We start from the raw sequence: 14954 nt of genomic DNA on the forward strand, positions 1-14954 counted from the left end.
CCTCCCTTCCACTACAATTTGAAAGATTAGTGGCTCCGTATAGTAATATTCCTTGGCTTGAGTTAGCGTGTGGACTGTTGTGCAAAGGAACAGCTGGTCCTATAACAAGACAGCCTTCTTTTTCCAAATTTATAATCTACTAAACTGATAATCTAATAACAAAGAGCAACCAAGATTGTTAAGAAGCTAACACTATTGCTTTTTATGAAATATTGGGTATACTGGTAAAAATTAATTAAGCATCGATGAGCGGGAGAGTAGTTAACGAGATCTAGTCCTCAGCGAGCCGGGAGAGTGTAAGCCGGTACAGATTTCTTTAATGAAGCGCACCCGTGAGATGGACTTCTGAATCTTAGTAGGAAGTCCCGGCTGAAGGCCGTTATCCCGTAAGGTGGCTGAACAACTTGTTCAGCAACGAGAGTGGTACCGCGAGCGCTAAAGCCCTCGTCTCTTTTGAGACGAGGGCTTTTTTGTATTTTCAAAGGAGGGTATACCATGTTAAATCAAATCATCAAAGACGGAATCGAGCACAGTGTACACCGTGTATTCAATACTTTAGGAGCTGACTATCCAGAGGACATTGCCATTCTGATCGAACAGCCAGCAAATCTAGAACATGGTGATTATTCATGTAATATCGCTATGCAGCTAGCCAAAACTCTACGTAAATCCCCAATGGTCATAGCAGAATTAGTGAAAGCAGAACTTCAATTCAAAGGGCGTTTCGCCGGTCTATTGCAAAAAGTTGAAGTCGCTGCTCCCGGATTTATCAATTTGTATATGAATTGGCAAAGCTGGGCTGAACATTCCTTTGAACTGCCTGCCAGCACTGGGGAAAAAGTCATCATCGAGCACACTTCTATCAACCCCAACAAAGCCGCTCATGTAGGTCATCTAAGAAACGCCTGTATTGGCGATACTCTAGTCAGAATTATGAAAAGAACTGGGTATAACGTAGAGGTCCATAACTACATTGATGATCTCGGCAATCAGCTGGCGGATACAGTTGTTGGATTATTAAATATACCTTTAGAAGGGGAACATCAACGTTTCGGTGATTTTTGCTGGGATCTTTATGCCAAAGTGAACAAAGAATATGCGCTGAACCCTGAGATGACACACAAGCGCACAGATATACTGCACTCCCTTGAACAAGGTGGCGGCAATGAAGCCTGGCTGGGCAACCTTGTAGCTGAACGTATCGTTAGAGAGCATGTAGAGGAAATGAAACATTTTGGGATTTATTATGATTTGCTGGTATGGGAGAGCAGTATTTTAAAAGAGGGATTTTGGGCAGCCGCAGCTGAGCTACTGAAGCAGACAGCCGTTTTTGTACAAGAGACTGAAGGTAAACTCGCAGGCTGCTGGGTGCTGAAGCAAGGAACAGAGGCTAACATTGGAGCGGATTCAGAGGAGCATCATCTCGATAAGGTGCTGGTGCGTTCGAATGGGATTTCAACGTATACAGCCAAAGATATTGCCTATCATCTCTGGAAATTTGGTCTTTTAACCAAAGATTTCTCCTATAGCGAATTCTCGTCCGGTTTATGGACAACAGGATTAACTGGAACCCAAGAGTCTTATGGGCAGGCGGACAGAGTCATCAATGTGATCGATTACAGACAGGAATATCCACAACAGATGGTTAAGCAAGCCTTAGGGGCACTAGGTTATAACGAGCAAGCAGACAAACTCCATCATGTGAGTTATGGTGTTGTATCTCTTAGTCCCGCCTCGGCTGCCGAGCTGGGTATAGATATTTCAGAAGGCAAATCTTCTTATGCTATGTCCGGACGACAGGGAATCGGGATTAAGGTAAGCGATCTGGTGGAACTCATGGAACAGAACATCGAACACTCACGTTCCGATAAAGACGGCCTCTCCAGCCGAATGATTGCCACTGCTGCGATTCGCTACTATCTGCTGCGGTTTAATTTAGGAACGGAAATCGTGTTTGATTTCAAACAGGCTACCGAAATATCCGGCAATACCGGAGTTTATCTGATGTATACTTTTGCGCGTGCGACAAGCGTTTTGAGTAAAGCTACGATCCCAATCCTTACAGCTGCCGCACAGCTTCTGTTCCCTTCCGAATTGGAAAAAGCAGAGCTTGCGCTGCTAAGACAGCTAAGCCTCTGGCCGGAGATATTACATTCAGCAAGTATAGAGTTAACGCCAAATACGCTCTGCACTTACGCCCATACCCTAGCTACCCTGTTCAACAACTTCTATTCTGTATGTCCAATTCTAAAAGGCGATTCAGCCACGATCGAATTCCGCCTCTGGCTCACTTCAAGATTCAAGGACATCTTGGGAGATGTGCTCGAAGTGCTTGGGTTACCGACACCGAGCCGAATGTAAAAAACACAAAAAAAGGGCAATCTCCGCGCTTAACGCGGAGATTGCCCTTCTATATATAATGTTACTTATAAATCTCTATCACATTTCCAGCTTCCGTGCTGAGACGATCAAAGTCCGCACGTTTGATGCGAACACCACCGTTACGATAGCGGTTAGGTGTACCTTCTGTTTGCACTTCCGTACCGTTGATAGTAATTCGACTGATCTCACGACCTGTAAGATGATAGATAAAATCTACCTTAGTGCCTGCATATTCAAAGCTAAAGTGCATTCCATCCAGCGATTCCGGCAGAATCGGGTCAACAATTAAGTCTCCACCTTCCGTACGGATCCCCAGTGCATTCGAGATTAACTGGTTCATATAGATCCCAGGACCGCTGGAATAGATTCTCCAGCCACCTTTAACAGCTACGTCACCATTGCGCAGTTTATCGAAATTCTCCTGTGCCTCATAACGGGTGTTAAATTTACCATCCGAGCTACTGAAATAGGAGTTAGCTTGACGTAGTTCAGCGTTTGGCACCACATCGCGGATTCCGATCGGATTAATCGCTGCCAGACCCTTCCAGACCTGATCGGTTTTACCGAGCTTGGCCATAGCCTCTACATAACGGATATGTGCATGCACATATTGAAGTCCAATTTCCCGGCCAAAGTTAGCCGCTTGCTCCGCACGTTTGAAATGAGTGCTGACCCCGCCAACATATTGAGCTGGACGATTCATCAGACGTACACCGTCAGGGCAGAATAGTTTATCCTGAATGACATCATAGTGTGCTTCGGCCTGTTCCGGAGTAAGCAGCTCACTGATCATACTGCGCGTCATTGGCAGCAGACGGTACTGGATACCTGTTTCTGTGTCACTTGGGTGCACCATAAGCTTAATCTGCTCAGGGTCCTCCATATACAGGAAGCCAGGAATCACTTCGGATTGAAGCATATGAGTATGGAAATCCTTACGGATTCCTTCCACCATCGCCTTCAGTTCCTCTGCCTCAGCTTGATCAACTGAACGAAGTACCTCTGAGAACTGATTAAGTGTCTGATAGGTAAGCGCCACTGTCCAGCTGCTAACCATATACTGCTTCAGCTGTGGATTTGCAGGCTGGAGTGTATCATCCCAGTCTCCATCACCGTAAGAAGACAGATGTGTGTCATGCAGGAAATGATCCTTAATATAAGCAATTTCCTTCCGCGCATGATCCAGCAACGTCGCTTTTTCTTCTGTAAAGTCAAAGCTGTGCTTACGGGTATACGGCACTGTTGCTCCCAAGATGCTGTAATCCTGAGTTACTGCCAAGTAGTCTCCAAGCACCTTAAGCGGCCACACAATAATATCTCCATGGCTCTCTTCTTGTTGTATCTTCGTGTATTTATCAAACATGAACCATTGTGGCCAGTTGCCATCATCTTCATATTGATGACTATACAGCGTCAGCAAAATTTCACGAACCTGTTCGTATTTTTGCGTAGCCATGAAATATTCCACAGGTCCCTGACATACATCCCGTGTTCCCCAAGCAGCGCCACCATATTGCTCTAAACCATGTGGAACCGAATAGTGAACCAGCATGTTATGTGTGTACCACCAAGTCAGAGCATTAACCTTAAACAGTTCACCTTCTGTTCCGTCCCCAAGCGTCAGGCGGAAGCCATTCATCACACCAGCATAAAATGCGCGATAAGCAGAAATCTCTTCCTCAGCTGAACGATTTCTTGGAGCAAGTGACTTACCATCCAGAAGGCCTTGAATATTCAAGGTCCATTCACTGCTGGCAGACAGCTCCAGTACTGCTAACGGTGCTTCAGTTGGTTGAACAGGAGAGACAAGTCTACCTTCATCCTGCAGAGTTAACTCCGCACCCTGTACCTGTAATTTATACTGTAAGTCAGGATATTCACCAGCACTTAGTGCGCTTCTGTCAGCCGAGAAGATTACTGCTCCACCTTCTTGCTTAGATTGATATGGAAGCTCGTATTCGTTAACGTTCATGGTGATTTGATTAGTGACTAAATAACGATAAGCTCGTCCGCTTTCCGAACGCACATTCAGGAATATCTCTGGCGAATCTTCGGTGGTGTAGTTCGTAATAATGAAGCATTCACCATCTGTTCTGTAATACCAACGAGCATAGTTGAAACCAACCTCAAATAGAGAAGGCATGGTCAGCAAACGATATTCACCGTTCCACTCTACATAAATGCGTTGTCCTGAAGCTTTTGGAATGTTAAGCGCATTTCTTGGATTGGACATTAGCTTGTTAAAATTGGTATTTCCAATTACCACCTGGGAGTTAAAGATCCCGTACATATATGAAGTTGTTGTGATGACCTTATCATTAAGCCGAGCGTTATCCCCACTCATCAGGATATGGCCGTGTGGCCGTTCTACGCGCATTTCTTTCTCTTTTAATACTACGTGCTCATAATTCTCCGTGAAAAAGGAAAGTAGTGTGTCTCCTTCTCTCTCCTCCTGATAACGAACCGGAAACAAGACCTCGATCTCTTTCTCTGTCAGCGAATCTGCAGCCAGCGGTGCTCCCAGCTCCTTCGAGAAGAAAGAACGTTCAAGTGCTGCTTCAGCTTCTAAAGGTAAATCTTTAACAGCATCCCAAGCCGCAGCAATATCATTAGCAAATTCTAGCGCAGTGATCGCTTCTGGATGATCTTGCTTAAACAATCCGTAGAACACAAACCGTGTTTCACCACTCAGCTTCACCCGTTCCGATTGCAGCGCAGTATATGCGAATTCATATTGATAGATTTCATTACTTAATTGCTCACGACCCAAGCTCTCTGGTTGGTTGGTTTCTTTATAGGACAGTCCAAAGAATTGAAAACCATCTGTTGAGAAGCTCGTTGCCTTGGTAAGTGAACCCTGTTGCAGATATGGGAATTTCCCGCCCTGTGGCTGATTCTGTCTAGAGCAAACAACGTACCCTTTGGATTGATCCTCAAATACCGCATGATCGATATACTGTGACAGGTAAGCTTCATTACTGCGGACAGCGGCGATATCAGCAATCCCTACATCCTGTCCGTACACGAGATCTACCTCTGCATTTTGTCCAGTAAGCTTCACATCCCAGAACCAAGTTCCTCCTGCAGTAGGGGTGAAAATAACTTGATATTCTATATTTTCCGCAGTACCTTCCCAAACCAAACGGTTTCCAGCCTTACGTACTGTGCTTGAAGAATGAATGCCAAGCAAAGGAATGGCTTGAATGTTTCCATCATTGTGCACTCGCAAAAATAGATTGGATAATGAGCCGTCCACAATGCTTGGCAGCAATTGATTGATCATTGTCCGTTCGTAAAGGACTTGGAACAAGTCCCCGCTGTTTGTAAAAGTGAAGGATAGATCCCCGGCGTTTAAACGGATGTTAGTATTCAAATTAGTAGTCATATTTTACACTTCCTCCATTACGGCGTTACTGCCGTATATATTCTACTTATGCTAATGTTAAGCAAAAATCCCGTTCTTTAACCTCATTGCTGTTCGAACCGACGAATAATTTAAATCGTCCCGGATCACTGCTAAAGCTTAGATCGCTATGATAATAACGAAGCTGCTGTTCGGTAAGGGTAAAGGTCACTTCACGACTTTCCCCTGGTGAGAGGTTGATTTTGGCAAAATCTTTCAGTTCCTTCATTGGTCTGACGACCTCTCCGGAAATGTCTCGGATATACAGCTGCACTACCTCTTCCCCATCTACTTCTCCAGTATTGGTCACCGTAACGGTTATTTCAATAGGCTGATTTTCAGTCATGATTTCACCGGACAGAATCGGTTCACTATAGCTAAATGTCGTATAGCTTAGTCCAAAACCAAATGGCAAAAGCGGCTCATTAGGAATATCCAGATATTGCGAGACATAACGTTTGTCGGCACCCGGAGCATGAAGTGGGCGTCCAGTGTTGAAATGATTGTAATAGACTGGAATCTGCCCAACGGATACCGGGAAAGACATCGTTAATCTTCCTGAAGGATTCTCATCTCCATAAAGTAGACTGGCAATTGCCGCTCCGCCTTCACTGCCTGGGAACCAAGCCTCCAGAATAGCATCTGCATGCTCGTACACGCCGGCCAAGTCTAGTGGACGTCCATTAAACAACACCACCACGATAGGCTTATTCAGCTGTTTCAGACGTTGTAAAAGCTCAAGCTGCGCTTCCGGCAAACGGATATCTGAACGGCTGCCCGCTTCTCCACTCATCTCTGAATGTTCACCAAGCGCCAGTACAATCACATCAGCTTGCTTAGCAGCCGCTTCCGCCTCCAGCCACTGTTCCTCTGTAAAGCTATCGACTCCAGAACCTTCTGCAACAGTAATCTTACCCGCACCTGCGCGAGCTTGAAGTGCCGGTGCAAGACGGCTTGCCTCTTCCGTTGAACCCAACCACGACCACGGTCCAAGAATATCTCCGCTAGTAGCAAACGGTCCAATTAGCGCAATCCGTTGCTCTGCAGCGAGCGGCAGAACCTGATCATTCTTGAGCAGTACGCAGGATTTAGCCGCCAACTCACGCGCCGCATTTCGATGATCTTCACAGAAGATTACCTCACGCTCTTTCTCGACGTCAGCTCCGCGGAACGGATGCTCGAACAAGCCCAATCTTTGCTTCAATTTCAAAATACGAAGCACAGCTTCATCAATAATCTTCTCATCTACTTGCCCATCTGCAACAAGCGCCGGAAGCTGATGAACGTAACAAGCCGTCATCATCTCGATGTCTACACCAGCTTTGATGGCTTTAAGTGCTGCCTCAGCCTCATCCTCGGCGACACCATGTGGGATCAGTTCCTTCACTGCACCCCAATCCGAAATCAATACGCCATCAAATCCCCATTCTTCACGAAGCAGCTGGCGAAGCAGTTTGACATTGCCGCTTATCGGAATCCCATCAATCGTATTAAATGAAGTCATGACCATTTCTGCACCTTCATCCAGTGCTGCACGATAGGCCGGCAGATAATATTCACGCAGCTGCCGTTCCGATAAATCCACCGTATTATAATCGCGGCCGCCTTCGGATAGACCATAGGCAGCAAAGTGCTTAATACAAGCCGCCAGACGATCTACATCACCAGTCAAGTCACTTCCTTGAAATCCGCGCACAAACGCACGGGCAAACCTACCATTCAAATATGGATCTTCTCCTGTAGACTCCATTACTCTTCCCCAACGCGGGTCCCGTACAAGATCCGCCATTGGCGCATAAGTAACGTGCACACCGGAGACTGCCGCTTCTTTAGCCGCAATCTCGGCGCTCAGCTCTGCGCGATCCATATCCCAAGAGCAGCCAATTGCCAGCGGGACCGGAAAAATCGTCTTGAAGCCATGCACAATATCCGCCATCATCAGCAAGGGAATGCCCAATCTATTTTTGCGTAAATGGGCTTCCTGAACCGCAATGACTTGCGCTGCACCTGATAGACCAAGTACAGAGCCGCTGCTCTCGATCATGTGGTCCGTAATTCCCATGGATGCCATAGGGCCAGTGATTTGTCCTCCATCCTCTGCCCCTTCATAGAAATTAGCGGCTAGCTGCTGCAATTGTGCAATCTTTTCTTCAAGCGTCATCTGGTTCAACAAGGTAGTCAGTTGCTGCTCATTCATTTCAAATCCTCCATTGTTCAATTCTGCCGATGCCTATGAATGGAAAAACCCGTGTGCAAGAATTGCACGCGGGTCCTGTAGGTTCATTCCTACATGCATAGGGCGAAAGCTATTTTTTTAGATTGTTTAGTTCATCTAGAACCGGCTGAACGAGGGATTGTTTGCTCTTAACCCATTCTTTCCAGTTCGTCTCTAGATCGCCTGGTTTCAAAATCAGGTTAGTGTATTCTGTAGCATAGTCAAAGGAAGCCTGATTTTTAGCCTTGGAATCATACAACTGGTAATCCCAGTCATATTCAGCCGTTGCTTTGTCTTTTAAAGCAAGCTCAGCTTTTTCTTTGAACAGTTCTACAGAACGATCGCGATATTCTTTTTTGATCGCAGGGTTCACGATACTAAAGTCATCCGCCAAGACATACAGTCCTTCAAAACGGTTCGGATATTTCTTATCCAATGTTGTTCCTTCAGGGAGTAGGCTGATTAATTCGCCATTTTTGCCTTTTTTCCAATCTGTTCCTTCAAAGCCCAAGTTAACGGTCAATTGACCTTCTTTACTTGTTGTATATTCCATGAAGTCCATAATCCGTTCAAATTTCTCTTTGCTGATATCTGGCGAGAAGATTACAGCAGACCAGAAGTTAACTTGATCGAGGTTACGATATTTACCGTCATCGCCAAGTACAATAGCTGTGTGCACTAGGTCATCACTATTTACACCTAGGTTATCTTTCATTTTAACGTCCATGTCTTTTCTGTAAGAAGCCAAACCACCTAGACTCGTAATACCGGAAACACCGTTAACTGTGAACTTTTGGCCAGATTCGCCATTTTTCCAAGTATAAAACTCAGGGTGCAGTAATCCTTCTTTATAAGTAGTTTGAAGTTCTTTCAGTGCCGCTAACGTTTCATCGTTGGCTGGACCCCATTGGTATTTGCCATCTGCATCTTTATAGAATGCCGACTCTACTCTGGAATGCACGCTATTAGCCATTACAATATTAGTCAAAGCATCGTTGATGTCATAAGAAATAGGAATGAGTTTATCTCCTACCTTGCCAGGGTCTTTCTCTTTAAGCAATCTAGCAAATTCCATCAGTTCTGTAGTAGTGTAGGCATCTTTCAATTCAAAACCAACGGCTTTAGCCCAGTCAGAACGCAGAGCAATTACTCCGATTTGGTTAATGAGCGGATCTGCCGGCTTGTTCTCAAAGTATACCGGTCTTGGCAGAACATAAGTGCCACCTACCGCTTTCTCCAATTCATCGCCAAGTCCTGTCAGCTTATAAGCGGCTGCCACATTCGGCCAACGTTCTTTCCAGTCATCTGGCAGCTTGTACAGCAGCCCTTGATCAATGTAATTAAGCGCATCACCGTGAACATAGTTCCAGCTTGCTACGTCAGGAAGATCACCGGAGTTAATCCACAGGCGCAGCTTCTCAGCCCATGAATCCCATTCAATATAGTTGTAATCCCATTTAATATTGAACTTATCCGTAAAATATTTATGATACACGTTATCAAAATCAGATTCTGTTGTCTTAATGGTGCTGGCTAACGAAATCTTCAACTCATCTTTATATCCATCTGTTGGATTGCCTGAATTTCCGCTATTAGCATTATTGTCTGAGCTTGAGCATGCTGCCAACATGATTGGAGTAAGACATAAAACACCGGCAAGGATTGACTTTACAGATTTTCTTTTTAAAATATTCATTTTGTCCTCCTTAAATTGTGTGACTGACCCTCTTTTATATGGATAAATCATAAATCCCTAGGTCTTGATAGCCCCTGTCAGTACTCCTTTGGCAAAGTGCTTTTGGAGCATTGGGAAGAAACACATAATAGGAACCATGGTAACGAACACTGCCGCCATTTTCATACCCATGGAGAATGATTGTTTACCCACTGCGTCAACACTTGTGGCATTCGATGCATTCACTTGGGCTTCCATAATGATAGATCGCAACACGTTCTGCAGTGGCATCTGATCCGCTTTCCGCAGGAAGATCATGGCGTCATACCACCCATTCCAGAAGGCTACTCCGTAAAACAATGTGATGGTAGCTACGATTGGAGCAGATAATGGCAGGACTACAGAGAACAGGATTCTCCATTCCCCAGCACCATCAAGTCGCGCAGATTCCATCAGGGACTCAGGCAGACTGCTAAAATAGTTCGACATCAGAATCAGGTTAAACGCACTGAAGCTTCCAGCCAGAATAACTGACCAAAGGTTGCCTGTCAGATGCAGATCCTTCATCACCAGATACAAAGGTACAATCCCGCCATTAAAAATCATTGTGAACAGGACAAGCATAAAAATCAGCTTTTTACCCGGGAATTTATTGCGGCTAAGGCCGTAAGCCATACTTGTCGTTAAGAACAAGCTAAGCGGGAGTCCTAAGATTAAGATCTTAAAGGTATTCCAATACCCTGTCCCGATCCGCCCATCAGCAAAGAGTGCCCGATAGGATTCCAGTGTTGGGTTCTTCGGAAATAACATCATAGGGTTATCAGCGTATTCTTTTTGCGTAGAAAAAGAAATCATAATGACATTCCAGAATGGAATAAGAATGGCCAAAGCGCCCACACTCAGAATTACGAAAATCACATAATCCATAGCGGTCATTTTTTTATGGTCTTGCATAATAGTCAGCTTTTTTTTACTCATACATTTGCACTCCTTTCTTACCGGAATAAACCGTCTCCGCCCATAAGTTTGGCAGCTCTATCTGCCAGAATCAGCAGAATCATATTAACAAGTGAACGGAACAAACTGACTGCAGTGGAGAATGAAAAGTCTGTTGAAGACTGGAACGTGATTCGGTAGATATACACATCTAGTACTTCTGAGACGTTTTTCGTTGCAGCGTTGCTCAAGTTAAAGATTTGGTCAAATCCAGATGACATCAGGCCACCGACGGAAAGGATAAACATGATCGTAATCGTCGGAAGAATGTTAGGCAGAGTAATGCGGAACATTTGCTGCAAGCGTGTGGCACCATCAATCTGTGCGGATTCATATTGGTCTGTATCAATACCAGAGATAGCGGCCATAAAGATAATGGCTCCCCAACCTGCTGATTTCCAGATATCCGTAAGATACAACATCGGAACGAACATTTTTTCAGAACCTAGGAAGTTAATGCCTGTCCCGCCAAACATTTGAATGAGGCTGTTAACCAGACCATCATAGGAAAGCACATTGATAACAACCCCGGATACTACGATCCATGACAGGAAGTTCGGAAATGTAAACACCGTCTGTAAAGCTTTTTTGTAACGATTCATGCGCAGTTCATTCAGCAGCAAGGCCAATATGATTGGAAAAGGGAACTGAATAATCAGCTTACCGATGTTAATGGTTAACGTTCTCCATACGGCGTCAATAAAAGCCGGGTCACGGAACACATAGGTGAAATTCTCGAATCCGCTCCATGGGCTGCCCCAAATTCCTAAATTCGCTTTAAAATCTTTAAAAGCCAGAGATAGACCACCCATCGGCAGATAAGCAAATAGGAAAAGCCACACTAGTCCAGGAAGCACCAGAGTATAGACCATTCTGTTCTTCCAGACTTCTCTTAGGAACAGTTGGAATCTACTGTCGTTCATTTTTTTAGCCGGTATTGCAACTTCGGATTTCAATTTGCATCTCCTCACTCTGCTTATGTCTTTTAGTTGTACAAGAAATCAAAGGTTGTCTTCAGATGCTCCTCCCAGAATCGCCATTCATGAGTTCCAGGGGTCTCAACATACTGAAATTCATAAGGGGTCGTCTCCAGGTGAGCTGCGAATTCCCGATTCATCTCCACAAACGGATCTTCCGAACCACAGCAAGTCAGAATCGAAGGCAGGTTACGTTTATCGTCGACCAATTTAGCGGCTAAAGCGTACAGATCCTGATCCGGCTTAATTTGTAAGCGTTTTCCAAAAGTACCCGCCATCTCCCTCGCCATGTCCTTGGACATTTGCGGATCGTTTAATCGTTTCTGGAGATCGGTAACTCCTGATAACGAAACCACTTTGCTGTAACGCTCGGGATAGGTAAGTGCACATTTCAGAGCGCCATACCCGCCCATCGATAAACCAGCGATATACGTCTTCTGCGGATTATCATCCAACCTCATCATTCGACCACAAAGCTCGGGAAGCTCATGGGTCACATAGTGGAAGTAATCCAGTCCGTACTCCATGTCTGTATAATAGCTCCTGTTTACTTGCGGCATTATGACTGTACAACCATATTGACTTGCATACTGCTCAATAGTAGTCATCCTGTGCCAAGTACTGGCGTTATCACCAGCACCATGCAGCAGGTAGAGCGTTCCTCCAGACATGTTGCCTGAATCGACGGGGGAGATAATACTGATGGTCGTTGTCATTCTCAAGGTAGGAGAGCCTGTCTCAACTGTTAATAATGCCATGAGTTATCTCCTTTTCGTTCTTATTCATTTGTTTATTTTCTTGCAAGATCCCCGCTTAACCAGTACGGATTCGAATACCATATGTTTGTTTTGCGAATCACCTGTGATCAGGTCAAACAAAATTTCAACACTGGCCTTCGCCATATCCACTCCGGGTTGGCTGATCGTATCCAGAGATGGATGATAATATTCTGCCATTTCAATCCCGTCGAATCCGATAATCGAAACATCATTTGGAATTGATAAGCCCAAAGACAATAACGCCTTAGCAGCCCCAATGGCAATCGTATCTGATGCAGCAAAAACAGCAGTGATATCTTTTTTCTTATTGAGCAGACGTTTGGTAGCTGTAAAGCCAGAGCTGGGACTATATTCACAATCCTCTACCATTGAAGGGTCGTACTCAATTCCATGCTCCTCAAGCGCTTTGATATATCCCATAAGCCGCCGGTTGCCTGTCGTATTTTGTACCAGAGGAAATCTGGCCAAAAAGCAGATATTGCGATGTCCTAATGAGATTAAATAGCTGACAGCCTTATAAGATTCCTGAAGATCATCAATGATCACGCTTGAAAAAACAGCAGGATCGACTTCTTTTGTAGTCGTGATGGTAGTCAGAACAAATGGAACTTTTAATTGTTTGAATTTATCTTCGGAATGATCATACGTTCCGCCCATAAAAATTACGCCATATAGATTTTTTTCTTTTACAAGCTGTAGAGCGATATCGATCTCATCTACTCCATCTTCTACATGCTGGATCATAAGCGGACATCCCCGCAGGTTCACCTGGCGTTCAACTTCCTTGATCATGTCTGCAAAAAACGGGTTTGAGATCCCTTTTACCATTAGCGCTATGGTATTAGATCGCGTCTTTTTCAAGTTGCTCGCATTACCATTTGGAATATAGTTATGTTCTCTAACAACCGCCATTACTTTAGCTCTAGTTGTATCGCTTACAACACCGCTATTATTGATTACTCTGGAGACTGTGGCAATACCCACGCCTGATAGCCTTGCAATATCTTTGATATTCATATTTACCTTGCTCCACTCCTATGATGAGTCCCCCCTTCACCCGATGAAAATCAGGTTGTGGAAACGCATGAAATGATGGGAAACGTTTCCCACGACATCATTTTGAGTCCTTAGCGTGTTTTTTCCGCTTACTTCGTCCATTATGAACAGGTAATTTTTATAAGTCAACTAAAAACACAAAAAAATTGTGATTCATCACTTTTTATTTGGTTAAAATTACAATAAGTCTATAGTTACTCAATCCAGAAATTAGAAATAATCGGTATTTATATATCACACAATAGTTCTCCTTGCTTTATTGACTTTAAAATAAGAATGGAATACCATCAATTTAGCGATTTTCATCGCAATAACAGAAAACGTTTCCACTCATTTTTCTGGTTTTTCTTTTTGTCACTTCGCTATCCTAGCTAGGAATATCAAGAGAAAGAAGGACTCTTTTTATGTTGAACATGGCTCAATTCGCAGCTAAGGCTCGTGAACGAAACCTGAATATCTTCAATGTTCGTGTGCTTCAAAACGGAAACCTTGTGGGAAAACTGGATCTCACGGAGGATATTCGGCGCTTGCAGCATTCCGTCAGCAAGTCTTTTACTTCTATGGCAGTAGGTCTTGCCATTGATGAAGGGAAGCTGACACTGGAAACAACGCTTAAAGATGTTTTTCCGGAGTATGCCTCTCCTCTTAAACAAACACCTCCTTCCATGCAGCCCGGAGATATAACTTTGTTCGATTTGCTGCGAATGAGTACAGGGCACGACTCCCCTCCATTTTGGGCTGAAGAGAGATTAGCCTTGAAGGATAAAAATTGGGTGCAGCATTATTTATCTCTGACTTTAGACAGAGCTCCCGGAGAGAAATTTACATACAGCAGCGGAGATACCATTATGATCTCTGCAATGGTGCAAGCCCGCGTCGGGCAAACCGTAAAGGATTATCTGGTACCTCGTTTGTTTGCACCTCTGGGCATAAACAATGTCGATTGGGAAACAACGCCTCAAGGGATCACCCTTGGCTGTGCCGGACTTCAGATTAACACGGAAGAGTTAAGCCGGTTTGGACAGCTGCTTTTACAGCAAGGAAAGTGGCAGGGCCAGCAACTGATCCCCGCAGCATGGATCGATTTTGTTACACAAAAACAGATCGACAATGATGGAATCGGCGACTGGGGAGAAGGATACGGCTGCCAATTCTGGCTCTGCTCCCACGACGCTTACCGTGCCGATGGCGCTCATGGACAATTCTGTCTTGTGGTGCCGGACGCTCAAGCAGTCATTGCAATTAACAGCATGGAAGATAACATGCAGGGAATCCTGGACACCGTCTGGGAGGAAATCTGGCCGCTTCTTTAGGAGCGGTCTTTTTTATGGCTTGAGGTTAGCGTGCGCATAATGGGTAATTTACATTCTTCGGCGATTAGCGATTGAGGAGGCTCGCGGAGTTTGGTGCTCGACGACGATAAGTGCTGAACACCGTAAGCGCCCAACACCGTAAGTGCCCAACACCGTAA

At 44.7% G+C, this 14954-nt stretch carries 9 protein-coding genes and 1 other annotated feature; of the genes, 2 read left to right on the forward strand and 7 right to left on the reverse strand.

The window, feature by feature from the left end; all coding sequences use genetic code 11:
- The first annotated feature begins 236 nt into the window (after positions 1-236).
- Positions 237-455: a binding site (T-box leader), on the forward strand.
- Positions 456-495: 40 nt separating this feature from the next.
- On the forward strand, positions 496-2361 hold the full coding sequence (gene argS / locus MHH86_RS24735) for an arginine--tRNA ligase (RefSeq protein ID WP_036686998.1): 1866 nt from the start codon (positions 496-498) through the stop codon (positions 2359-2361).
- A gap of 61 nt (positions 2362-2422) precedes the next feature.
- Here argS and MHH86_RS24740 read toward each other — a convergent pair whose 3' ends face one another.
- From MHH86_RS24740 to MHH86_RS24770, 7 genes are all read right to left on the reverse strand, one after another.
- Complete coding sequence (locus MHH86_RS24740; protein ID WP_036686994.1) at positions 2423-5767, reverse strand: cellobiose phosphorylase; 3345 nt, start codon at positions 5765-5767, stop codon at positions 2423-2425.
- Positions 5768-5813: 46 nt separating this feature from the next.
- On the reverse strand, positions 5814-7982 hold the full coding sequence (bglX, locus tag MHH86_RS24745; RefSeq protein WP_036686991.1) for a beta-glucosidase BglX: 2169 nt from the start codon (positions 7980-7982) through the stop codon (positions 5814-5816).
- Between the two features lie 109 nt (positions 7983-8091).
- Positions 8092-9696, reverse strand: a complete 1605-nt coding sequence (locus tag MHH86_RS24750; RefSeq protein ID WP_036686988.1) for an extracellular solute-binding protein — start codon at positions 9694-9696, stop codon at positions 8092-8094.
- Between the two features lie 57 nt (positions 9697-9753).
- Complete coding sequence (locus tag MHH86_RS24755) at positions 9754-10653, reverse strand: carbohydrate ABC transporter permease (RefSeq protein WP_036686985.1); 900 nt, start codon at positions 10651-10653, stop codon at positions 9754-9756.
- 17 nt (positions 10654-10670) lie between these two features.
- The gene (locus tag MHH86_RS24760; RefSeq protein WP_036687012.1) at positions 10671-11594 is read right to left on the reverse strand and encodes an ABC transporter permease subunit; all 924 of its coding nucleotides are present in this window, start codon (positions 11592-11594) and stop codon (positions 10671-10673) included.
- Positions 11595-11656: 62 nt separating this feature from the next.
- The gene (locus tag MHH86_RS24765; RefSeq protein WP_076101013.1) at positions 11657-12406 is read right to left on the reverse strand and encodes an alpha/beta hydrolase family protein; all 750 of its coding nucleotides are present in this window, start codon (positions 12404-12406) and stop codon (positions 11657-11659) included.
- A 24-nt stretch (positions 12407-12430) separates the two neighbouring features.
- Positions 12431-13444 (reverse strand): LacI family DNA-binding transcriptional regulator, encoded by a 1014-nt coding sequence (locus tag MHH86_RS24770; protein WP_038573079.1) that lies wholly within the window; start codon positions 13442-13444, stop codon positions 12431-12433.
- A 443-nt stretch (positions 13445-13887) separates the two neighbouring features.
- Between MHH86_RS24770 and MHH86_RS24775 the strand changes: the two genes are divergently transcribed.
- A complete protein-coding gene (locus MHH86_RS24775; RefSeq protein ID WP_340900997.1) occupies positions 13888-14796 on the forward strand; it encodes a serine hydrolase in 909 nt (302 codons plus the stop codon).
- Positions 14797-14954: the final 158 nt, after the last annotated feature.

This window comes from Paenibacillus sp. FSL F4-0097 (genome assembly GCF_038593125.1).
In the GTDB taxonomy this organism is placed as follows: Bacteria; Bacillota; Bacilli; order Paenibacillales; family Paenibacillaceae; genus Paenibacillus_AQ; species Paenibacillus_AQ odorifer.